Here is a 24,113-nt window from a genome sequence, read left to right as displayed (position 1 = left end):
ATGGGGGACTCTTTCTTTCTTCACGCGGAATCACCAACCCACTCCCGTTCGTTTCTAAAACACAACCGCGGCTTCCAGGAGGTCGATCATGTCTTATCATCCTCATGTCTTGCATCGCATAACTGCCGCTATCGTTCTTCTATCCCTATTGGCAACGCCATTGGGCACACCCGCGGCCAGCCTGCCAGACATCAACATGGCCGAAGCGTATCCCACCGAAGCGGAGGACTCGCCCTTGTTCCGCGCCTGGGTGCGCTGGCGCAATCCTTCCGAACAGCGCGCGCTGCCCGCCCTCACGCTCGCTCTGCTACAGGAACGCGACAACGCCGCCCTGGTAATCGCGGATAGGGATCAATTGGCGGACCTGGCTCGCCTGGGATACCGACCACGGCAGGTCGATGCCCTGTTGACGCTGAACACCGTTTCATTCGCGCCGGACGATCAGGCGATGCGAGACGCCCTGATAGATGCGCCCACCGTGGATAGTGATGGCGATGGTTTGACGGACACGGAGGAAGGCTGGTGGTGTACGGACCTCAACAATCCAGATTCGGATGGCGACCTGGTTGGCGATGGCGCGGAAATAAGCCAACTGCTATCCCAGAACCCAACCAACGGCAAGCCATTTGCCGGATGGCCGCCAGATCATGCAGGCTGCTACGACGACGACGCTGACTCCGTGCCCGACCTGGCGGAAATCAATGTGGTGGGGCTGAACGTAAATCGGGAAAGCACGGATGGAGACAAGTTCGACGACGGGCAGGAGTTGTTTGGTATCACCAAGTATCCGGGCTACGGGGCGCTACCGCGACCGGAAGACACCTTTATTACGCCCAACATGCCGGGATGGGTTGATCCGCCGGGCAATCACCCATTTGTAGCCGCCTATCCACAAATTGCCATCACCGTTCTGCCAGATACGCTGGCGGTGGAGTTGGTGACGGAAATCACGGCAGGGGAGACGCACGGGGTGGGCGAATCGTTCAGCTACGGCACTAATCACGCCCAGGGCACGGCAATGGGTGTGGGACAGGAGGCAACGCATACCTACAGTGCGTGGCAAGAAGTGGGGAACAGCGTGGCGGATGGGGCGGAGTTCAGTCAGTATCAGGGACAGATGGCTTCCAGTTCCCACGAGTATTTTACGGAGCAGACAATTGGGGTGGCGAATGAGACGGAAAGCGGGGGGAGTTGGGATATTGGATTGGGGGCCAATGCCGGCATCGGCGCGGAACTGGGTGGCACGCTCAAAATAGCCGTGGACGCCGGAGGCGAGATCGGCGGTTCGATCAACGGCGAAATCGGCCTGAGCCTGGAAGGTTCCTATGGGCAATCCTGGGCCAACACCAAAAGCACGGAGTTCCAAACCACCAGCGGGTCCGCGCAAGGATACGAAGTGGGGTACGAATCCGGTTCATCCTATTCCGTCAGTCAGGTTTACGAACAGTCGCAGGCGGTTGGCGTCGGCTACGAGTCCAGCCAGGCAACGTCCATCAACCGCGAGGACTACGCGGAGTTCAGCGTCAGCAACGAGAGCGCCATTGCCACAACGGAGGAATGGAGCACCGCCACGGCGGTGGACACCAGCCACGCGGCGGATTTGACGTTTGTGTACCAGGTGAAAAATGCCGGCAGTGACAATGCCCGCGCCATCTCCGGCATTATCTTCAACATCCTCATCGGCGACCAGCCCCCCATGTCCTACTTCGCCTCGCAACAAGACATCGGCATCCTGGAAAACTTCTACCCCGGCGAACAACACACCTACAGCTCCAGCGCCATTCCCCTCTCATTGGAACAACTCAAACTTATCGACCTCGGCGCGCCCATCCACATCGTCGTCGAAGATTTCAGCTACGGCGACGACGAACAGTTCTATCAAAACGCCTGGGGCGGCGGCGTCATCGTCGAAATAGACGATGGCGTCTGGGACAATGACGAATCCATCGATACCTACCTCCTGCCCACCTGGGGCAATGAGACTTATCAGCAGATCCTGAAACGGTACTTCACCGTCACGGAAACCATTGACGGCGACCTGCTCTCCCTGGTAACGCCCGAATACGATGCCAACCATGAGATCAGCGGTTGGGTCGAACACGCCGTCACCGACCGCTCCTGGTGGAACAGTTATCTGGAGCTATACGACCCAGACGCTCCGCTCCCCTTTCGCCAACGACCGGCCGCCACGGAAACGCACCTGCTGCTTCGCTTTAACCAGGATACGGATCGGGACCAGTACAGCGACCGTGTGGAGTGGAAGTGGCAAACAGACCCGGCGGACCCGCTCGCGCATCCGCAAGCGCGCGTCATTGCCGGCTTCTCCGCAACACGCCTGGGTGATACCGTAGAAGTGGAGATGGCGCTGCAAAACGTGGGGGATTATCCCGCGGCAGGGGTAGAAGCAACCATCGCCGCGCCGGACGAGACCATCACCATTGAAACAGGATTGGTGGGAACGGCAGGGCGGCTCGATCCCGGCGACAAGGTGCTGCTGAGTTCGCGCCTTGAGGCCCCGCTGTTGGTATCGTGGATGGGGTCGGCGTGGCCGGAGGCCGATGGGCATTATGCGCTGCGCCAGGACAAGGTTTATACGTTTACGGCCAATGCCACCGGGATGGTAGGGCAAACGCCAGGGCTGGCACTGAATTGGGTTGATGGGGCGGGAAATGCCGGCATTCTACCTCTCGACAACACCTATCTCCCCCCCAGCCCCATCCCCGTCGCCGATGGCCTGGAACTGCGCCTCAGCTCAGGCACAATCGTTGCCGCCGATCAGTTCACCATCGCCGCCCGCGCTCCCCGTGACGTGTTCCGCTACACCATCCAGCAAGAACCATACACCCCACCCCTCATCACCATCTCCTACAACGACGCCCAGGGAAACCACCGCCGCATCACGCCCGTCGCCCTGGACGCCATCACCGACGATTTGCTCCCCTATGCCGACCAAATGCGCCGGTCCATCACGCTCGACTTGCTCAGCACTACACCGTTTGATCCCATCGGGGACAATGAGCTGGTGTTAAGCGTTATCAATCCAGAAGCAACACCCATTACCAACGCGCAACTGCTGGTGGCCTATGCCACCGTCACCGGCACAGTGGTTGCCCTGGACACAATCACAACCACCCTACTCCCCGGCCCCAACCTGCATCCCATCATCTGGCACACGGACAGCTTCAGCCCCACGTATCAGGCGAACACCCTCTACAAGGTGCGCGTCTATGCCACCGATTACGACCGCTGGCCCATTGACGTCGATTTCGCCATGTTTTCGCAGTTGGGGGAAAGTCCATTGCCGGCATTTTCTCCCGCCGCCACCACCATGGACCTCGGCCCCATCCCCCAGGGCGTCGTGCGGCAGGCCACCGCCGCCTTCGCCAACACCGGCCTCGCGGACCTCTGGCTCTGGGCCGATGCCGGCAGCCCTCTCCCCCTGCGCCCCGCCGCAACCATCCTCTCGCTGCCGCCAGGCGCATTTGCCACCATCGACCTCACCCTGGACACCGCCCTGCTCCCCATCGGTCCCTTCAGCCAGACCCTGTCGCTGCGCACCAATGACCCCGCCCAGCCACAGGCAGCCGTGCTGCTGTTGGGCGAAGTCATCCCCACGGAATCGGCCGCCTACGATGGCCTTGATAACCGCCCCTGGCAAGAGTTCGTGACCATATCCGGCCCTCGCCCCGCCGCCTCCATTATTGACTACACGAATAACATCCCGCCGCACACAGGCACGACCCCCCTCTACCTCCTGGACGCAACAGGCAACTGGCTCGGTAGCAGCGACCTGGCGCTGAACCTGCAAGGCGCGGGCATTCCCGCCCTCCCAAAACAGGAAACACCACGTCCCGCCAACCAGGTACTCCAGTCCGAATTCATTTGCGATAACCTCAGCGGCTGCTTCACGCAATCAGGCGCCGGCTGGGGATACATCAACGGCGGCAACACTTACGCAAACCATGCCTACTGGACCTATGGCGTCCAGGGAGCCGCCGTCGACTACGGCAAATGGCAGCCAACCATCGCCCACAACGGTTCCTACCAAGTGTACCGCTGGAACCCCAGCTACGGCGGCGTGCCCACCACCCAATCCGCCCACGTGCAAATCCACTCCAACGACGACACAGACCAAAACTTCCTCGACAACCAGCAGCTTAGTCCGGGTAGCTGGCGGGCCATCGGCACACCGATTGACTGCCACACCTCCTCAAACTGCTACGTCAAAGTCACCGATCAGGTAAACGAACCCTCCTACACCTATCGCGTCTGGATGGACGCCATGAAATTTGTCCTGCAAGCGCCAGGCGCGCCCACCCTGAACAGCATTGCCAACGGGGACGGGAATGGTAGCTACACCGTAAGCTGGCAGGCAGCTTTTGGCGCGGACACCTACGAACTACAAGAACAGTATAATGCCGGCGCCTGGAACACCATCTACACAGGAACCGGAACCAGCAGAACACGCAGCGGGCAAACGCCTGGCCCCTGGTGCTACCGCGTGCGCGCCACCAACGATGGCGGAACCAGCGGCTGGAGCAACAACCAATGCACCACCGTCACACCGACCGCCGCCCCCACCCTCAGCGCCCCCGCGGGCGACGCCGATGGCAACTATACGGTCAGTTGGACCACAGTCACAGGCGCCACAGGCTATCGCCTGCAAGAACAGTATGAAGGAGGCAGTTGGACCACCATCTACACAGGCAGCGGAACCAGCAAAAGCCGCGACGGCAACGCCCCAGGCGTCTGGTGCTACCGCGTACAGGGATACAACGCCGCCGGGGATGGTCCCTGGAGCAGTAGCCAATGCACCGCCGTCAGCCCCACCCAGGCCCCGACGCTCGATCCTATCGCGAACAGTGACGGCGATGGCAGCTATACGGTCAGTTGGTCCGATGTCCCTGGCGGGGCCAGCTATGAACTGCAAGAACAGCACGATGGCGGCGCATGGTCGCAAATCTATCTGGGCGGAGCCACCAACCAGAACCTGAGCGGGCGCACGGCCGGTATCTGGTGCTACCGCGCGCGCGCGTCCAACGCCGGCGGCAACACGGGCTGGAGCAACGTCGAATGCGCCACCGTGAACATACCGCCGAATCCCCCCATTGACCTGGCTCCCGCCGACGGGGCGGGCTGGTTAGGGCGGGCCATCACCCTGACCTGGACCGACGGCGGCGACCCGGATGACGCGCCAAATCCGACGCGGCAATTCCAGGCAACCATCGCAGGCGATGGCTGGAGCGATATGTCTGCCCTGTCCGCGGAGACCGCCTGGCAACCCGCTGTGCCCACCGACGGTGTGTATACATGGCAGGCACAAGCATGGGATGGTCTGGACTTCAGCGGCTGGACTCCCGCGCAAACGATGCGCGTCTACTCGCTGGCCAAAGCGAACGATACGACGCAATTGGCCTTGCCCGCCGACATCGGCGATTTTGCCCGCTTCCAGGTGCAGTATGGTGTCCACGCGGCGTTCGCGCCGCCAACGACCACCCAGGTACTCACGCTCACGCTACCCAAGCGCACCTACCTGACCGCCACGCTGGACCTGCTGGCGGTGGGGCAGAGCGCGGGCAGCGGTGATTTCGTCCTGGATGTGGGTGACGATGGCGTTAATCTATGGAGCGGTGCGGTCAGTTGGGACGGGCAAGCCCCCACAACCCTGCCCTCGCCTAACCTGGCGGCGGCCCTCAACACCTTTCTGGCGGCGCAGCCCGCGAGCAGCGGCGAGAACGTGGATGTGCCGCTGGCGCTGACGTTGCAAAGCAGCGGCACGCTCTATCTCACGAATGCCGTTCTGACCGCGGGCACGGATGTAGACCTGGCGGTGGGTGTGGATGACCTGTCGTTTAGCAACCCGACGCCTTCGGAAATGGACCTGGTGAACGTGATGGCGGAGGTGCGCAATGAGGGGCCGCTGGTGGCGCAAAATGTCGTGGTGACGTTTTGGGCAGTCAGGGGCACGGGGGAGCGTACGATGTTGGGCAGCCATTTTGTGCCGGCAATTGCCGGCAACGACAGCGCCACGGCCAGCATCATGTGGGACACCGGCAGTTACCTGGGACCGGTGACGATCCGGGTCAGTGTTGATCCGTTGCAGCAGATCACGGAACTGGATGAGGAGAACAACACGGCTGCCGCGCCGATCACGGTTCTCAGTCGCGCCGATTTGCATGTGATGGATATTGCCGCCGCGGAGACCCTGCGACAGGGGCTACCGGGCAGCGTGGCGGTCACGTTGGACAACAGTGGGGAAACGGATGCGGGCGGCAGTCTGACGGCGCTTTACCTGGGTGATCCGGAGGCTGGCGGTATCTTGATTGGAACGGCGGCGGTGGCGGTTAATGCCGGCATCTCCACCACCATCACCCTCCCCTGGACCCCCTCACAAACCGGCAGCGCCACCCTCTACGCCATCGCCGACGCCGAAAACACGGTCAACGAATACGACGAAACCAACAACACCACCGCGCAAGCCGTGCTCGTCGGCTGGGGTGATCCCATCTACCTGGACGCCGGCGCCCCCACAGAAACACCCTACGATCCCGCCATCGGCTTCGGCTACCTGGACGCGGGCATCGTCGTCAACAGTTGTGGCAACCAGCCCCACCAGACTTATCGCCAGCGCAACAGCGGCGAATCCTTACGCTACCGCTTCGACAACCTGCTCCCCGACCGCTTCTACCACCTCGACCTCACCTTCTTCCTGTGTAGCGGCAGCCGCATCCTGCGCGTACTGGTAGACGGCGTCGAAGCAGCCACCAACATCACCGCCAGCAACGTCCCCCAGACCATCTCCCTGCGGCTGGACCCCGCCCATACCATTGACAACAGCATCACCCTCACCATCGAGAAAACCGGTGGCGGTCTGGGCGGCCCCGTTGTCAGCGAACTCACGTTGAGCGACGTGCGTTACTGCTACCGGGACAGCGGCCTGCCCGATGAAGCCGTCTACGTCGGCGCGGCGGATGGCTGTGGCTGGCTGCCAGGAAGCAGCAGCGACAACAGTTGGGGCAACCTGCCCTATCAAACCGTACGCTACGCGGACCAGGCCCCCATCATCTACCGTTTTGACCAGCTCGACAACACCCGCGCCTATCAACTCAATCTCACCTTCTACGAAGGAGACAATGGCGGACGTGTGCAAAGCATTCTGGTAGATGGGCAACCTGTCCTCAGCGACCAACCCTTGAGCGGCGTTCCCGCCTACCTCACAGTGGATGTACCGACCGCCAGCTACGCCGATGGCAGCATCTATGTCCACATCACGGAACCATTCCAGCCCGTGGTCAGCGAAATTGCCCTGGAGGAAAAGACCGTCATCCCCCCTGAACCCTTCGTCGCGGACGACGTCAGCTACCTGATACAGTATGACGGCTGGTACGGCGGCGAGTCGGCCACGGCCATTGGCGGCGGCTATCGCGCCGCTTCGCAAACAAACCAATGGCTTGCTTACCGCGCCACACAGTCCAGCAGCAGCATCATCTTGCGCGTCTGCCAGGGACCGAATCTAGGTATTGCCTTCCCGCTAATAGATGGCGTGTTTCAGGGGGCGCTTGACCTTTACAACCCGGTTGCCAGTTGCAACGTGCCCGTGCAATACTCGGGGCTGACCAACAGCCCGCACATGGTATTGTTCGTCGCGTCCGGCCAGAAGAACCCAAACGCCACGGGAACAGAAGTGCGGTTGGATGCGTTCCAGGTTGGCGCAACCGTTGTGGACGATACAAACCCCGCCGTTATTTACAGATCATGGAGCGGCCTGGCGCTGGCTCAAGCGCAACTAGGCAGCCTCCGGCTGGCACAGACGGCCAACGCTACCACAAGTTTCACTATCACAGGCTCCGAGTTCAACTGGATAACGGCGCGTTGTAATCTGTGTGGGCAGGCCGTCATCCTCGTGGACGGATCGCCCGCGGCCCTTGTGGACACCTACAGTCCCACCTGGCAGTTCCAGGTGGAAGAAAATATCAGCGGGCTTTCCCCCGGCACGCACCAGATTCAAATTCGCGCCCTGGGAACCCATCATCCCGACGCCAATGGCAATCTGGTCTTTTTTGATGGGTTTACCGTACCATAACGGTCTATGCGCGGATGACCGCGCTGAGCGAAGCGCGTCAGCGGAATGACGCAGGTAGATCGGTTTGGACTTTAACCTTTAGGGGCGGTGTGGCCGGGTCCTGGAGAGGCATGAGAATTCAGGTTCTTGACTCAAGTCTGGCGAAATCTACATAGGGTGAAGAATCGCAACGATTCACACCCCCCTTCTCGGTTGATCAAAAATAGCTAAAGATGAACCAGCAACCGGCGAGGGCAGCGACGGCCAGTTCCAGGAAGCCAAAGCGCCGCACATTGGGCACGGGGCGGGGGTGGGCGGCGGCCCACCAGGCGCGCAGCATGAAGGCGAGGAAGGGCACGACAATCAACAAAGGCGTCCAGCCGAGAATGCCGGCGCCGCTGACGAGCAGCACGCCCGCCGCGTGCGTCACCATCACCATGCGCCGGGCCACGGGACGACCTTTGGTATCCGCCAGACGCAGACGCACATAAAGGACGGCCAACACGTTCTGTGTCGCCAGGACACCCCACAGGGTCCAGGCGGCAGGCAACATCTGGCCGCTCACGGCGATCACGGCGGCAGGGGCCATCATGGAAAGCCCGGCAGCTCCCGCGGCCTCCATCCACAAGGCTCTCATGCCGGCACGCCCCCGCCGCGCCGCATACAAATAAAGCAGGAAAATCCCGCCCCCTACCCCCATCAGGCTAAACAAAGCGGTCCGCCCCAACAGCAGCAGCCCCAGAAAACAGAGCAGCGCCAGGAACGCCAGCCCCGCCGTCCACCCCGCCGCCAGTGGAGCCAGCGCCAGATTCCCCCGCCCCTGGCGCATGCGCATCCAGGCCGTGGCCGGTTGGCGCAGCAAGAACGCGCTCAGGCCACCCAGGCCAACCAGCATCGCCGCCAGCCCTGCGTGCGTCGTCGGCCCGGCCAATCGCGGCGCGACCAGCAGCCCCACCACGTAAGGCACGAACAGCCAGACCCAGGCGCCATGTTCGCTGGGAATGATCAACCGTTTAACGAAGATTGGTTTTGTCGTCATCTATTCCTGATAATGCCGGGTGTGGCATGATGGGCCAATCACTCAGCGCCTTTTCAAGAAAACGAGCCAATAGACGGCGGCCACCAGGACGCCGCCACCGATAATATTGCCGATGGTTACGGGGAGCAAATTGCGCCAGAGAAAGCCGCCCCAGGTCAACCCGGAGAGGTCCACCCCCGTGCTCGCGGCAAAGGAGGCATCGAACATCTTCACCAGCAAGCCGTAGGAAATGAAGTACATGTTGGCAATGCTGTGTTCAAATCCGGCGGCGACGAAGGCCGTGATGGGGAAAATGATCGCGGCGATTTTGTCAATGGCGCTGCGGGCGCTGAAGGTGAGCCAGACGGCCAGGCATACGAGCGTGTTGCAGAGGATGCCGAGGGCGATGGCCTGCCAGAAGCCGAGGCTGACTTTGCCGGCGGCGATGCTCAAGGCGGTTGCGCCCACGGAGCCGCCGCCAAAGGTGTACTGCTTGCTGCCCAGCATGAGGACGGCGGTTCCCACGGAGCCGACGAAGTTGCCGAGGTAGACGATGCCCCAGTTGCGCAGCAGGGCGGCGGTGCTGACTTTGCCGCTGGCCCAGGCCATGATGATCAGGTTGTTGCCGGTGAATAGTTCGGCCCCGCCGATGACGACGAGGATGAGGCCGAGGCAGAAGACCAGCCCGGAGAGCAGTTTGGTGACGCCGTAGGGCCAGGCGGCGGAAGTGCCGGCACTGACCGTTGTGGCAAAGATGGCGCCCAAAGCAATGAACGCGCCCGCCAGGACGGCGAGCATAAACATGGGGAGGAAGGAAAGCGCCGCTTTTTTGGAGCCTATGGCTTCGGCCCGTTCCGCCATTTCTGGCGGTAGCAGCGCGTCAATACGTACTTCGTTGTTGGCATTCATAGACGTGTATCTCCTGGTAGGCAGGGGGCGGCGTTGATGGTTGCCGCTTGTTGGCGAAGCGCGCGTCAAACGGGATCTGCCCACGGAACATTGACATGGTTCACGAACCCGGCGATGGCGGGCACATGGATGATGGGTCCGCGAAAGGAGGCCGCCACGGGGGGCGGCACGCGCCGGACCATGGCTGGAAGATAGCGCAAGCCGGGGTCGGGTAGTAGTGACAGATGTCAGGGAGTGAGGAGACGACCGGCAGCAAACGTGGGTTAAGAACCGGGTTTCTCGGAGAAACCGGGTTTTAGGCGGGACATGCCGGCAAGCAGTCCCAATGCCAGCCAGAAAAGGAGGGCGGGCTTGGAACCGGGGGCGAGGGCGTCGGCCAGGCCGTAGACGTGCAGGGCGACGAGGCCGGCAAGGAGGCCAATGGCCCAGGGGCGCAGCGGTGGCGCGCGGCGGGCGGCCTGCCAGCCAATGACGCCGGCGAGCAAGAGTAGCGCCAGATAGGCGACGAGGCCGGGCAGCCCCAGGTCCAGGGCGACTTGCAAGAAGATGTTGTGCGCGTGGGCGATGTCGTAGGAGAGGGGGGTGTTGATGGGGTAGAAGCGGTGGACGACCTGGCGGAAGCTGCCCAGTCCGGTGCCGGTGAAGGGGAAGTCTTGAATGCCGGCAACGGCCCACTGCCACACCTCCAGGCGGAAGCGAATTGTCCCCAACGTGCCGATTGCCGTCTCGCGCGGGGGTTCCTCAATGATTTGCTGCCAACGCGCCGGCCCGATGGATAGCGCCAGCAGCAGGCCCCCCAGCAACAGCGCCGCCAGCAGCGCGGTCAGGCGGCGGCGCACGGCGGGCGTCTCCGCCATCCCCCGCCACAGGGCCAACGAGGTGAAGATGCCGGCAATCATGCCCAGCCAGCCACTACGAGATTGAGAGAGCAGCAGCAATACCCCCAGCCCCAATGTCAGGAGGAGGAAGCCGCCGCGCCACAGCCAGTCGCGCCTGTTTTTTATGGGCCAGGCGAAGGAGAGGGAGAGCAAGAGGGGAAGGAGCAGGATGAGCGTGCCGGCAAGTTGGTTGAGCTGCACGCCGGTATCCGGGCTGCCGGGAAGTTGGAGGAGATTTGCCGGCAGGAGGGCGACCACGCCGCGTAAAAAGGGGACTTTGGTGTACCAGTTGGCGCTGAACGCGCCCAGGGCAGCGAATCCTAGCCCCAGCAGCAAGTAGGCCAGCCCCACCCAGCGCAGCCGCCGCTCGTCGGTGATGTAGCGGGCGGCAAAGCGCCAGACGCCGAGGCCGAGGATGAGGCCGGTGGCTTTGGGCAGGGTCAGGTCGGGGTCGGCGGTGACGAGGATGCCGGCAATGAGGGCGAGGCTCCACAGCAGCAGGGGAAGGTTGAAGGGGGTGGACGGAAAATGCCGGCAGCGCCATAACCAGACGCCCGCCAACAGCAGCAAAGTCACACAGGTCCCCAGGTAGAATTGCGTGGGAAACAACAAGAAGGGAGCCGCCAGCAACAGCACGCTCCCCTCCACCCACAGCCACGGATCACCCCATCGCCACCCGCCGCTACCCTTCATCCTTCCTTCCGCCTTCTACGCCAGGGGGGGGCCAGATTGAGAGTTGACCTTCAATACGCCCCCTTGCCACGCAGCACCACCCAGAGCGTCTTCAGCAGGATATAAATATCCATCCACAACGAGTAGTTTTGCACGTAGTAGAGGTCGTCTTCGGTATGCAGGTGCATGGGCTTGTCGGAACGGCCATTGACCTGCCACCAGCCCGTAATCCCCTGGGGCACGGAGAAACGCTTGCGCTGCCACGGTTCATACTGCGCCGCCAGCCAGGGAAGTTCCGGGCGCGGCCCCACCAGGCTCATGTCCCCTTTGATGACGTTGAGCAACTGCGGCAGTTCGTCGAGACTGGTGCGGCGAATGAAGCGACCCACGCGCGTGATGCGCGGGTCATTGGCCTGCTTGTGGATAATTTGGCCGTGGGCGTCGACCCGGTTGACCTGCTGCTGCATCTTATCCGCGCCAACGATCATGGAGCGGAACTTGTACATGGTGAACAGCCGGCCGTTTTCGCCCACGCGCTGCTGTTTGAAGAAAACGGGTCCCTCTGAGGTGAGCTTGATCGCCCCGGCCACGATGATAAACACGGGCGCGGCCAGCACGAGCGACAACGTGCCAAGTCCTAAGTCAACCAGCCGCTTGATCAGCCGCTGGTAATCATTAAGCGCGGGATCGCGCAAGCTGATCATGGGCAGGCCGCCAAACTCCTCCGCCTTTGCGCGATAGAGGGCCAGGCTGTAGTAATCCGGGACAACACGCACGCGAACCGGCAAGTCGTGCAGCGTGACCACCAGTTTGTTAATGCGGTTGTATTGCTCTTTGGGCAGGGCCAGCACGATGTTGTCAATTTTGTGCGATTGCACGATTTCGCGTACCTGATCTATCCGGCCTAAGACGGGCTTTGTCGTTGCTTGCGCAGGTTCATGATCGTCAAGAAATCCGACGAACTCAAGGCCGGTCCAGCTATATTCCTCAACCATTTGGGCGACCTGGCGCGCTTCTTTGCCGGCCCCGACGACGAGGACGAGCTGCCGCGCTCCGGAAAAACGGCCTAGGCGGAAAATGGCGCGGGCAATGAGCCGCCACCCGACTAAGAAGAGGAAATCGAAGAGGACGAAGAAGACAAAGAGCCAGCGGGACATGCCGCGCAGGGAGGAAAGGAAGAGGAGGCCGGCAAATACGAGGGAGGCAAAAGCGATGGCTAACGTTACGGCTTGTAGTTCGTCGATGAGTTTGTATATTTTTTTGGGATCGTAGACGGAGGCGAGGAGAAAGACAATGCCCCAAAGTGCCGGCACAACGGCGTACAAAACTGACGTCACACCCCCATATGGCGTGTAGGGGCGCACAAACGGCAGTTCCGACAAGCCGGGGCGAACCGCCACGGCCACCGCCAACGCGCACACTGTCAATGCAGCGTCCAGCAACATTGACATAACAGCATGATTAACACTAAATCGACGAATCACAACCCCTCCTTAACCTGTATTCGCCCGGAACAGCGTTAGCAGGTAGCTTTTCAGGCTATTTACATCGTGAATTATTTCTCTATTGTCTGTAGGTCACATTGTTTTGTCAACAACGCATAGCTAACGGGGTGCGCGGAGCTTTTGTTGATAACCCATAAGCCCATTGTCTCTCGCAGAAACACGGGGAACACAAGTTGTTTCCGCCCGAGTCGAGGGCGTTGCCTCGGCGCTGCGCGCCTGGCGACGCCAGGGAAACCCCGTAAATTTCCCCGCGCGGAGCGTGAAGCGCCCTGGCTAACTTTTGTTGGATGTGGGTGGCGCAGTCTGATACCGCGTTTTATATTGAAGCACGCGCCAGAAAAAAAGGGGATTGCCCAGGACATACCGCCGCCACAACCGTTTGGGTTCAATCAACAGTCGCCCTAACCATTCCAAGCCATTATTGGTCATCCAGGCCGGGGCGCGTTGTAGCTGTCCAGACAAATAATCGAACACCGCGCCACCGGTCAGGGCGATATTAGCATTAAGCCGCGGCCAATTCTCTTGCAGCCATCTCTCTTGCAACGGCATACCCAGACCCATCAGCAAGATGTTGGGTTGCAGGCGGCTGATTTCTTGCACGACCGCCTCGTTTTCGCTACTGCCGGGGGTTTTGTCGAAGTAGCCATGTTGAATGCCGGCAATTCGCAAATCAGGAAAACGCGCGCGCAACTTATCCCCTGCTGCCGCCGCCACGCCGGGCTGCCCGCCAAGAAAGTAGAAAGAGAGTTGGTGCTCGGCGGCAAAAGCGGCGAACTGCCACATCCAATCGGCATAAGTGATGCGCTCCGGGATGTGGAACCCCAGCAAGCGCGCCGCCAGCATCACACCCGCGCCATCACAGAAGACAATTTCCGCCTGATTGAGGTAGTCAGCGAACCAGCCCTGTTCATAAGCCAGATTCAGTGCATGTACGTTTACGTTCAGGACCAGCGCACGCTCGTTGCGGCGTACGCTGCGCAAAATCCACGCGTGAAGTTGGTCAACGGTCAGGGCATCAACGGGCACGTTGAAGATATTATGTCGAGGCCAGCACAATGTCGTCTCATGCTCTTGCGTCATAAAACTTTTCCGCGTCTTAGGGTTCGCGATGCGCCCTTAGGATTGACGATGAAATAAAGTACGGAATTGCATCGTCAGTTTGAAGGAACGGCAAGGAAACAACGTCGTTGTCCTATTTAATTTCCGTCCCTTAGTGACCGTCCAGAATTTGATTCTTCCCAAGATTGGTTCATTCAAGGTCACTTCAAGCGCCACTAAAGATGCCGCGATTTGTTTTCGGATGCAACCCTATTGAAGGACGGCTTCATGAAGAAACTGTCTGGGTCTGGCGTTGCAGTAGCGTATAACGCGCCAGAGACAAGGCCCATATGCCCCATATGACGCTCGCAACATACACATCCCAGAATAGACCGGAGGTCAATTGGCGCAAGACGATTGCCAACATGATGGCCATAGCAACGGCAAAGAATCGTTTTGCTTCTGGGTCTTGCGCCAGACGATACCCCTTGACCTGGACACGCCAGATACTGACCAGGAACACGAGATAGAACAATAAGGCAGGAATGCCATACTGGAATAGGATGCTGAGAAAATCGCTATGACTGCCGGCGGAAAAATAGGAAGGGAGTCCTTCAATCCGCACCAATGTTGACCACCCCCACAAGGGCTTCTGTAGCAACAACCGCCAGGTCTCCTGGTAAATGAGCAAGCGCGTGCTAATGCTGTAGGGGCGGATTCCATAAACAAACTGATTCAGCAAGCTGAAGGTGATGGTTCCTTCGGCCAGAAGCGCAATGAACACGTACAGGACGAATCCGGTTAACATGCCGGCAACAAACAGCAGTCTTAACAGGCGATTACGATAGTTGCCCTTTTCCAGCCACCAAAGAACAAAGGCCATCATGATCAAGGCAACGTAGCTTGTGCGCGAATAGGTGAAGAAAAGTTGCGCCAAGGTTAGGATCAAGGCCAACACGCGCCAGGGTTGTTTGCGCCATCCATCTCGTCGCAGTAGATACCATTGAATACCAAACAAAAGCAAGAGGACGGCCGCATACCCATTTGGATGCCAAAAAGTTGACTGGACTCGTCGAAAACCGGTAGCGGGTTCTGACACACCCAATTGTCGTTCCGCCAGAGAACTAAAGAAAAAAGAACCTGAAACCAGTGCCCGCGGCAGAACAATGCCTAACAAGGAGCGGAATTTGCCTGACCAAAGCCCCAGGATGAACAGCGCGCCGAAGAACAGGGCAATGTTCCCTAATCGCTCAATTGAAACGAGTATATCGGTCCACTTTTGGGATGTGTCGGCGGCATTGTAAATCACAACAAACAGGCAGATTAAGGCCAACAGGGTTCCCTGTGCTTTGACAAACAAATCCATTTCGCCGCTTTGCACGGTCGAAATATGGGCCAATTGCCAGAGGAACAGCATTATTGCGGACCAGGTCGCCACAGGGATTCGTAGCCGCGCATTCATGAGCAGCCGCTTGAACAAAAACCAGCCCATCAGGGCAACCGGCGCAAAAAACTCGATGCCCAAGAGCCAGAATAGCGGCTGGGCAGAAAAGTACCAGCGAATATCGGTGGTCAGCCGTGTATTAAACCAGGGAATCTTCCAGGCTGACGGAGAGGGTTTGCTGCTTGATGCGGGGTCTTTTGATGCCGGCATTTACCGCCTCACCCTGACAAAACTGGGACCATCGCCAAAACATGCTCCGCTGCCATCTCCCAACTGTTTTCGCGCGCAATCTGCAAGCGACGGCAACGCTTGTCTTCACTCTCATAAACGTCCATCGAACGCAGCATCCTCACCGCTTCCTGGCCCGTCTCCGCCACCATCATCACTTCCGCATACTGTTGAATAGCAGGAATCGGCGTCCCCACCACGGGACGCCCCGTGGCAAAACATTCCAACAACTTGATTGGATTGACTCCCTGAGCATACGCATCCGTTTTATAGGGCAGCACAAAAGCATCGCAATCCGCGATCTCGCGCACAACCTGGCGATGGGGGACCATGGGCCGCCAGGTAATGTTCTCATGCGGTGGCAGCGTTAATCGCAACGGCCCCACCAGCAAGATTTGAAACTGCTCCGCCAACGCCAACAGAAAGTCATAGTCCAGGTAGGGGCCAATGCCACCAAAATACCCGAGCTTTCGCGCCGGCTTTCTCACTTGCTCATGACTCAACTGATTAAACAGATCGAAATCCACGCCATGTCCAACGACCTGAACCGGCTTACCGGTCCACTGTCGCGCTTCTTCGGCAAGAAAACGCGCAGGCGTAGTCACGACGTCAGCCATCCCCAACATGCGGCGGTGCGCCTGCAAGATGGGGCGCGGCGTACGCGGATCAGCACTCCAGCAATCAACATAGTCGTAGATAAGGGCGCGGGGCTGCAGAATTCGACACAAATCAACCGCCGCTTGCGTCGGTGAATAATTGATTACAAGGGGCGGCGCGGATAGGAAGCGTTCTATTTGTTCCGCCAGCCGTGGCAGAAACAAACGGCGATTGAGGGCATTCAAGAATGAATATACAGCGGGCAAAGCAACAGGAGAAAGCACATGCAAGTTAGATGGACGCCACTGCGTGGCGACCGGCACCACCTCAGCCTGATGCCCACGAGAGCGGAACAGGCGGCGACTGATCCTGTTTAGTTCATCTAAGCGGGGAATGCGTTTGGGCAAGCTTTCCACGAAAACGACCTGTGGACTGAGGCGCGCCAGCACGGATGCCAGCGCCTGGTGTCGCTGCCAGGTGAAATTCCATTCAATCGAGGATAGCACTACGACGGGATCAGCAAGCTGCGACCTCATGACATATAGCCCAACGCGCGCAACCGATCTTCGATCTCCTGAACCTCGTCCGCCGTGAAGGCGTCGTCGCCGGTCAGGGCCGCGGCGCTGGCCTCCCCCGCGTAAAACCGTTCCTGTATGGGGGTCGTAAACGCGGTTTGCAGCACTTTTCCATCCGTGTTATCGGGGATAGGCATGTCCATCCAGGCCAATGATGTAGCAAACATATCCACCAATCTGGCGTCTGACAGTTCGCCAGGGGCAATCGTCGGCCCGACCAGGGTCACGATACCATCCATGGAGTGCGAACCAGTGTGGTCACGCTTGAGCAGGTTGGAGCGGAAGATGTCGCCCACTTCCTGGTAAAAGGAGGAGCTAAACTCGAAGCCCGCGGTGGGAACGCCCGTCACGTCCGGGATACGCCCATTTCCGCCAGGGAACGCCTCATCACCGGACAAGACCTGTTCGAAAACCGACGCGCCTGTTTCCGGATCGCGCAGGTCCGTCAATATGCGCATTATCTGCGCCTTCACCTCGTCATATTCCGCCCCAGGTTGCACGATACCCTGCGATTCGCGTCCAGCGACGTTGATGTAGATGAGGGGCCACACCCAACCATTGACCATAAATGCTTTCGTCTGCCCCCAATTGACGGCCACCTGTTGGTTCAGGCTGTCCACGAGCTTGCGGCGACGCTGCCGCCCCAGGCGGCGATTGAGGTTCCAGCGATCCAGGCGCAGGGCCAGATTGATACCTTTACGCACCAGGTTGCCGCCGCGCTGGCGATTGAACGAGAGCAGTCCTTCCTGGGCTAGCAGGCTGTTAACGTTGACGGTGCGATAAATGGGGCCATGACCATGATCGGATAATACGGCCAACATCGTATCCGGGGTCATCAGGGCCATAATGCGACCGATGATCTTATCGACGGCCTGGTAAGCGCGGGCGGCAATAGCGTATTTTTCCGGGTCAAAGCGGGGACCACTTTTGTCCAGCCACCAATAAACGGCGTGCTGCAAAATGTCCAACTGCTGTACATGGAACATGGCTACGTCCCAATCGGGGCATTTTTCTTGCAGCAAATACATAAAGAGTTCGATTCTTTCTTCTTCGGTATGGATGCATTTGTCAACGAAGTCTTCCAGGCGGGAGGTATTAAACAAGGTTTGCGGCGTGAGAATAATGTAACCTGGGAACCGTTGCCGCAGTTCGTCAGATAGTTCGGGCGGGTAGGTAAACTCGCCGGACAAGCCCGGCGTCAATATCCCGGTAACCATGAATCCGTTGATGGGGCGCGGGGGATAGGTGACGGGAACATTGACGCAGACGACTTTTTTGCCGGCATCGCTGAATAACTGCCACATTGTGGGAATCTTGACCACCGATGCGCTGACGGGGTGCGTCTTGTAGTTGTCTCCCGTGTACTGATTAAAGTCCAACGCGCCATGCTTGCCAGGCACAACGCCCGTCTGGAAGGTCGGCCAGGCAGCCGCTGTCACGGGGGGCAGGGTGGATTCCAGGTCCCCCCAGGCCCCTGTCTCCTTCAGGTGCGCCAGGTTAGGCATATAACCATCGGCAATCAAGGGATCGAGCAAACGCCAGGTAACGCCATCCAGTCCCAACAAAAGCAAACGCTTTCGTGATAATTCAGTCATTGTTTTCTCCTTTTCGTTCCGCGCGACAGAAGAAAGCCGATCCGGGTGGGGTCAGCTTGTTTTTCTGGGCAGGCGGAGCGAAATAATACGCGCGCCTTTTCTCAGCATGGCCTTTTCCTCTGCTTCCAATCCCAATGCCAGCAGGACAAGCAGATAAACCACGGCGATAATGATAGCCAGGAGGGACAACTGCGCCAGGGCTGTGAGGTGAAGCAGTTTGTGTGCGCTCCATCCGCAAATGCCGGCAACGGCCACGGCCACGACAATTTTCCCATAGCTGCGCGCGTAGGGGTGCAGGCGCAAACGCCAATACACCATGAGCAGCCGCGAAAGGTTGAGTAAGGTGGTCGCCGCGGACGCTGCCAGGGCCAATCCAACCAACCCGAAACGCGGCACAGCAAAGCGGGCGGCCACAACATTAAAAAGGACGGAAGCCAGCACCAGGGCCAGTTCTATTCGTTGGAAACCTGTCATGATGAGGAGATTGCCGGCAGAACCAACCATCAAATTACACACCTGGCCAATGACCAGGATAATCAGGACGTTCCGCCCCATGCTAAACGCGTCGCCAAGCAAGCGCATCAGGTCGCCGGCGCCTATGATCAGCAGAATAGCCAACGGTGCGCCCAGCAAAACCAGCAGGCGCGTTCCTTCGCGGTACAGGTTACGCAGCAGATGGCTGTTGTGACCATGATGCCCGGCGGCAAAAGAAGGGGCAACGGCCATATTAAAGGCAGTCATAATGAAACCCATGGCCCAGGTGACCACGGCTGCGGCGGAATAGATGCCAATGTCCGCTCCGCCCAGAAAAATACCCGCCAAAACCACATCAAGGCGCTGCGCCAACTGATTCAGCAGCGCGATCCCCCAGGCGGGAACGGAAAAAGCAAACACTTGACGCCAGACAACGCCACGGCCACCCGCGCCCGGGGCCGGGGTCTGGCGAATGAGGACGTAGCCGCTGATGCCGGCAGCTACCGCAAAACTAAGCACATACCAATAGCCCACGGAGGGCAGGAGTAACGCCTGGCGAAAATGAAGTAAGAGAATACCGGACACAAATAGCAAAGAGGGCAGTGCGCTTTCCAGCAGTGTGCGGGAACGAGCCAGCCCAAGGCCATTGATGCCGGAAACAAACAGGCGCAGCAACGTCAATACAGGCAGGGCCAGGGCCATGATGGGCATGATCTGGGCCAACTGCGCCTCGCGCAGCAGCAGCGCCCATTGCCGCGACCAGATGACCATGCTCAATGAGAGTATGCCGCCCACGAAAAGCACGATCAGGCTGCTTCGTTGCAGCAATTCGCGCACAGCTCTCCCATTCGACTGGTCGGCATAGATGGCGACGAAGCGCACGGCTGCCGTGTACAATCCGACGCCCGTGGCCACGCTGCCCAATTGCATAATGGTCAGGGAAACGGAAAAGAGGCCGAATTGCAACGGTCCCAGCCAGCGGGCCAGCAGGAATTGGGAAAGATAGAGGGCGCCGCGCCCAAGAATGCCAACAACAAACGCCAGTGCTGCATCTCCCACTACGCGATGAACGGCGCTGGAATTTTTCGTGACGTCACGGTCAAGCACGGGGCCTGACTCTGGAAGTGGGGGAGGGGGGGATTGGATCATGGCCGCGAAAGCGCTGCTTCTATTTGAGAGAGATGGGCAGCCGCCTCCGTGTCGCCGCTGTCGCGGAGCAAGACTTGTTGATACATCGCGGCGGCTTCCTTTAATCTGCCGGCATCTTCATACAAACTTGCTAATTGACGAAATGCCCACTTTGGCTGCTCATCAATCCCAATCGCCCGCAAGAACTGCGCCTCCGCCGCGTGCAACTCACCCTGCAAGACAAAAATGCGCCCTAGCTGCAAGGAAGCGGTATATTGCCCCCAAAATGAAACGGGCGCTTGTGTTACCACCCACTCATACTGCTCAACCGCGCTCTGCACGTTTCCCATTTTCCACGATGCCTCCGCCAGGTTAAAGTGCGCCTGCACCTGCTCATCCGTGTCCGCAAACGCATTCAGACGCAAAGCATCCGTGTAAGATTGGATGGCCTCATCTAAAGCATAACCAAGCTGCCGGTGTTTAAGCCAGCCGATATGGAAATATAGGCTGCTTATAAAGGCGCCGTTTGTCTGTTCCAGGGATAGCGCCGTGGTAAAAGCCGTCAACGCCAACGCCCAGTGAGACTGTTTTTCCTGTGTCAGACCTGTTTTGTACCAAGCATAGGCAGATGAGGGTTCCAGATTTGTCGCCAGTCCATACCAGTGGAGCGCATCCGTATAGGCGGCGCGACTGTGGGCAATGTCCCCCCAGCGGATCAATTCTTCTGAAACCTTCTCCGATACAGCCTGCCACGTCCGCAGCGCATCCGCCTCACGCGCGCCCCACAGATAAGCGTACCCCAAAACCCTGGCGGTACGGGCCGATTGGGGGTTCAGGCGCATTGCCTGCTGCAGCAAACGAGTCGGCTTCGCCAGACGCAGTGACAAGGAAACGGCGTCCCCAGCGGACAGCGCCTGGTTGGAGGCGACCGCCCCCATGTTTCGCCAAAGGGAACCGGTGACGGGGGGACGAGTAGCCAGGAAAAGCAAAGCTAATATCACCCACGCCCACAAAGGAGAAAGGAAGCGTCCGCTACTTATCTTGTGCATCAACCGGCCTCAAGGTTGCACGGAAAGAAAAGCGAAGCTTTTAGCGCCGCATCAGGGCACGCCGCCATTCCCGCAAAAACAGGAATAGCACACCCGCCAGACCTCCTAAGACGGCTCCGATGAATGTGTTTAGCATACGCTTGGGGCTGATTGGCTCGGTGGGAGGGGATGCTTCACTGGCCAGACGCACGTATTGTGTCTGGTCCTGCGTGGATATTTTCACTTCTTCCATTTTGCGCGCGACAGTCATGTAGGTTTCTTTGGTCAGGTCATAGGTGCGCTGCAAACGGGCTTGCTCTGTTACGGCGGTCTGGTAGGTTACCTGTTCAGCAAGTATTTGCGTTTCCAGGGTAGTTAATTGGGCGTCTGCTTCACTCATCTGCGTTTGCAGCGCCTGACTAAGACCGTCCAGCGTGGCAATTTGCGCGGATGCCGGCATTTGCGTAATCGCCGTGACATCACTACCAACTTGCAAGAAAACGGGTATATCCGTGGCCGCTCCATACGCCTTGATCTGCAACAGCATTGTCGTTAACGGGTTGGATAACGACCCTACTCCTGATCCCGCAGGCTGCGTCGCAATCTGATCGCGTAAACGCTGAATGTCTTGCAGCAATAATTGGGCATCATTTTGCTGCCCCAGCAGCGAACGGTGCAAGTTAATATCCGTATCCAATTGATTCCTCAAAACAGCGACGCGGTCCTCCTGCTGCGCATCAATAAGAGCTTGCTCCGCCATCTCCAGTTCCACAGACACCTGGGCAAGCTGTGAAGTCAAAAACTCTGTTTCCGCGGCGGGCTGCAATCCATACACTTCGTTGGCGCTTTCCACAAAAATCGCCGCCCACATGTTTGCCCAGGCCGCTACGTTCTCCGACTCCTTGCCGCGTACGTGCAAGCGAATCAGACTGACATCGGCCCCCAATTCCGCCGCCAGTCGGGTGCGTAATTCCGCCAGCGTCAGCGGCTGGTTGTTCACGAGACCAATTTGCTCAGACAACGACTCTAACACCTGATCGCTCATTGCCAATTCGGGAAAGGCACGAAAGGCATTTTGGTAGTCTTCCACCGTCTTAAAACGAGACTCAAACTCCAGGTCAAACCGGGTGCGACTGGTGCTCATCAGGGTTGTAGCCTCGTAGGTGGCGGGCAACAGCGTACTGATAAGGAACGCCACAACTGCCAGCAGCAAGGCCGCGCCTAGCACCCATTTCCACCCACGCAGCAGTAGTAACACGTACTTTTCCAGATCAATCTCTTGTTCCAATACATTCTCCGTCAAGTCAACAAACTGGTTGCCGGCCACAGGTAGGTTCTGTTTTCACAAGGATAGGGGTTCTGTAAGGCAGGTTTGTAGGAACCTGAATTGTTTACATCTTTACTCATGCGCATAATGAGAAAAGGACAAGAGAAGCTTCCCCTACAAATAGCCAGATGGCGACTATGCCACGCATAATCGCGTCATTATACCAATGCGACAACGATCTGCCAAAAGAGAATATATGGTATATATCCCTTGCTATGCCACTTTATATGCAATACCTTTTGCAAATGCAGGTTGCTAATGACCCGTATGGGTGGCGGGCGCGTTTGCCTGTTAGGACGCATCCGTTAACAGATTTGGAATTGACGGATGCGCTTGAAGGGTTCTTATGTATTGGAAAGTCCAAAGTCAATTCCGAGCGAATCCTTAGGGACAAATGTCATCCCGAAATGATGCTTTTCACCACCCACCACGCGACGCGGGTTCGTGCTACAGTTAGACTGTCATGCTGCCGGCTGCGGTCAACCAGCGGCAGATTGACGAAATCTCACAGACCTGGAGGCTAATGATGTTGACAGTCAATGATTTGATGACGGTGAATCCCAAGACCGTCAGCCCCCAAACGACGCTACGCGAGGTGATTGATTTGATGCAGGAGGAGGAATGCCGGCAATTCCCCGTCGTCAATGCCCTGGGAAAGCTAATGGGAATCGTCACCGACCGGGACGTGCGCCTGACCATGAACTCCCCCATCGTCCTACACGAACGCTGGCAGGATGACGCCCTCCTGGAAACGATGACCGTGGAAAGCTGTATGACGCCCAATCCCCTCACCGTCTCCCCGGATACCCCCGCCTACCATGCCGCGGAGATGCTCAGCGCCTATAAATTTGGCGCACTGCCCGTCGTAGATGATGGGCGGTTGGTGGGTATCGTCACCATCACGGATTTTCTCAACCATTTCGCGGAGTTCAAACCCGTTATTGTCAACGGCAAACAAGTGTAAACCGCCGCGGGAAGTACGCCGCGGGGAATGAGGATTGTCTTTGCCCCCGGTGACGTTCCTCACTTCTCAGGGGGGGAATGCCGGCATATCCTTTAGACAGGACCAATCTACATAAGATTGATCCTGGTATTTGCCAGTCGCGCACATCACCCCGTTGACCGACTGACGACTACCAACTGGCAACTGGTAACCCTCCCCCGCCCACTATGTTGAGGAGCCTCCGATGTTTAAGAAAATGATGGTTCCACTCGACGGTTCGCAATTGGCGGAACAGGCCATCCCTCCTGCCGTCACCATTGCCCAGGCCACGAACGCCGAACTGGTATTCATGCGCGTTGTCGTGCCACTAGAGGTCATCGCCCCCTTCATCGAAATCCAACCCGCCTACGACACCGCCCTCAACCGCCAGGAAGCGGAATCCCGCGATTACCTGGAGCAGTTGCGCCAGAAATGGCAAACGCCCGACATGCCTATTCACATTGAGACACGGATGGGCATGGTCGCCGAAACGATTGTTGACTGCGCCGCGGAACACGGCGTGGACCTGATCGTCATTTGTAGCCACGGACGCACCGGCCTCACCCGTTGGGTCTATGGCAGCGTCGCCGAGAAGGTTGTGCGCGGCGCACAGTGCGACACCCTGATCGTGCGCGGACGTTTGCGCGACTAGA

Annotated in this window: 14 protein-coding genes; 3 read left to right on the top strand and 11 right to left on the bottom strand. The window is 58.8% G+C overall.

Annotated features, from left to right (window positions below):
* Positions 1-88: 88 nt before the first annotated feature.
* Positions 89-8,083, top strand: a complete 7,995-nt coding sequence (locus H6650_22095; GenBank protein ID MCB8954705.1) for a hypothetical protein — start codon at positions 89-91, stop codon at positions 8,081-8,083.
* Positions 8,084-8,279: 196 nt separating this feature from the next.
* Here the strand turns inward: H6650_22095 and H6650_22090 are convergent, their stop codons facing one another.
* The 11 genes from H6650_22090 to H6650_22040 form a co-directional block, all read right to left on the bottom strand.
* Entirely contained in the window at positions 8,280-9,101 is an 822-nt protein-coding gene (locus H6650_22090; protein ID MCB8954704.1) for a YwiC-like family protein, read from the bottom strand.
* 42 nt (positions 9,102-9,143) lie between these two features.
* A complete protein-coding gene (locus tag H6650_22085; protein MCB8954703.1) occupies positions 9,144-9,989 on the bottom strand; it encodes a formate/nitrite transporter family protein in 846 nt (281 codons plus the stop codon).
* 263 nt (positions 9,990-10,252) lie between these two features.
* A complete protein-coding gene (locus H6650_22080; GenBank protein MCB8954702.1) occupies positions 10,253-11,560 on the bottom strand; it encodes an O-antigen ligase family protein in 1,308 nt (435 codons plus the stop codon).
* Between the two features lie 50 nt (positions 11,561-11,610).
* Positions 11,611-12,990, bottom strand: coding sequence for a sugar transferase (locus H6650_22075; GenBank protein MCB8954701.1), 1,380 nt, complete (start codon positions 12,988-12,990; stop codon positions 11,611-11,613).
* 327 nt (positions 12,991-13,317) lie between these two features.
* Positions 13,318-14,124: a WecB/TagA/CpsF family glycosyltransferase gene (locus tag H6650_22070; protein ID MCB8954700.1), complete on the bottom strand. Its 807-nt coding sequence runs from the start codon at positions 14,122-14,124 to the stop codon at positions 13,318-13,320.
* Between the two features lie 244 nt (positions 14,125-14,368).
* Complete coding sequence (locus H6650_22065; protein ID MCB8954699.1) at positions 14,369-15,736, bottom strand: O-antigen ligase family protein; 1,368 nt, start codon at positions 15,734-15,736, stop codon at positions 14,369-14,371.
* A gap of 8 nt (positions 15,737-15,744) precedes the next feature.
* Positions 15,745-16,887, bottom strand: a complete 1,143-nt coding sequence (locus H6650_22060) for a glycosyltransferase (GenBank protein ID MCB8954698.1) — start codon at positions 16,885-16,887, stop codon at positions 15,745-15,747.
* The gene (locus H6650_22055; GenBank protein ID MCB8954697.1) at positions 16,884-18,521 is read right to left on the bottom strand and encodes an alkaline phosphatase family protein; all 1,638 of its coding nucleotides are present in this window, start codon (positions 18,519-18,521) and stop codon (positions 16,884-16,886) included. The genes H6650_22060 and H6650_22055 overlap by 4 nt, the downstream gene beginning before the upstream one ends.
* A 51-nt stretch (positions 18,522-18,572) precedes the next feature.
* Entirely contained in the window at positions 18,573-20,102 is a 1,530-nt protein-coding gene (locus tag H6650_22050; protein ID MCB8954696.1) for an oligosaccharide flippase family protein, read from the bottom strand.
* Positions 20,103-20,140: 38 nt separating this feature from the next.
* Positions 20,141-21,172: a tetratricopeptide repeat protein gene (locus tag H6650_22045; protein MCB8954695.1), complete on the bottom strand. Its 1,032-nt coding sequence runs from the start codon at positions 21,170-21,172 to the stop codon at positions 20,141-20,143.
* 40 nt (positions 21,173-21,212) lie between these two features.
* Complete coding sequence (locus tag H6650_22040; protein ID MCB8954694.1) at positions 21,213-22,439, bottom strand: hypothetical protein; 1,227 nt, start codon at positions 22,437-22,439, stop codon at positions 21,213-21,215.
* Positions 22,440-23,001: 562 nt separating this feature from the next.
* On the opposite strand from H6650_22040, the gene H6650_22035 reads away from it, so the two are divergent.
* Together H6650_22035 and H6650_22030 are read left to right on the top strand one after the other, a co-directional pair.
* Positions 23,002-23,442, top strand: a complete 441-nt coding sequence (locus tag H6650_22035) for a CBS domain-containing protein (protein MCB8954693.1) — start codon at positions 23,002-23,004, stop codon at positions 23,440-23,442.
* 223 nt (positions 23,443-23,665) lie between these two features.
* Positions 23,666-24,112, top strand: a complete 447-nt coding sequence (locus H6650_22030; protein ID MCB8954692.1) for a universal stress protein — start codon at positions 23,666-23,668, stop codon at positions 24,110-24,112.
* Position 24,113 lies beyond the last annotated feature (1 nt).

This window comes from Ardenticatenales bacterium, assembly GCA_020634515.1.
Taxonomy (GTDB): Bacteria; Chloroflexota; Anaerolineae; order Promineifilales; family Promineifilaceae; genus JAGVTM01.
Note: the sequence above shows the minus strand (reverse complement) of the source record. Positions and strands in the feature narration are given on the sequence as shown.

Excerpts from the sequence above, each read along its gene's own strand:
- H6650_22095 (MCB8954705.1), top strand. The coding sequence starts at position 89 with ATGTCTTATCATCCTCATGTCTTGCATCGCATAACTGCCGCTATCGTT.
- H6650_22090 (MCB8954704.1), bottom strand. The coding sequence starts at position 9,101 with ATGACGACAAAACCAATCTTCGTTAAACGGTTGATCATTCCCAGCGAA.
- H6650_22085 (MCB8954703.1), bottom strand. The coding sequence starts at position 9,989 with ATGAATGCCAACAACGAAGTACGTATTGACGCGCTGCTACCGCCAGAA.
- H6650_22080 (MCB8954702.1), bottom strand. The coding sequence starts at position 11,560 with ATGAAGGGTAGCGGCGGGTGGCGATGGGGTGATCCGTGGCTGTGGGTG.
- H6650_22075 (MCB8954701.1), bottom strand. The coding sequence starts at position 12,990 with ATGTCAATGTTGCTGGACGCTGCATTGACAGTGTGCGCGTTGGCGGTG.
- H6650_22070 (MCB8954700.1), bottom strand. The coding sequence starts at position 14,124 with ATGACGCAAGAGCATGAGACGACATTGTGCTGGCCTCGACATAATATC.
- H6650_22065 (MCB8954699.1), bottom strand. The coding sequence starts at position 15,736 with ATGCCGGCATCAAAAGACCCCGCATCAAGCAGCAAACCCTCTCCGTCA.
- H6650_22060 (MCB8954698.1), bottom strand. The coding sequence starts at position 16,887 with ATGAGGTCGCAGCTTGCTGATCCCGTCGTAGTGCTATCCTCGATTGAA.
- H6650_22055 (MCB8954697.1), bottom strand. The coding sequence starts at position 18,521 with ATGACTGAATTATCACGAAAGCGTTTGCTTTTGTTGGGACTGGATGGC.
- H6650_22045 (MCB8954695.1), bottom strand. The coding sequence starts at position 21,172 with ATGCACAAGATAAGTAGCGGACGCTTCCTTTCTCCTTTGTGGGCGTGG.
- H6650_22035 (MCB8954693.1), top strand. The coding sequence starts at position 23,002 with ATGATGTTGACAGTCAATGATTTGATGACGGTGAATCCCAAGACCGTC.
- H6650_22030 (MCB8954692.1), top strand. The coding sequence starts at position 23,666 with ATGTTTAAGAAAATGATGGTTCCACTCGACGGTTCGCAATTGGCGGAA.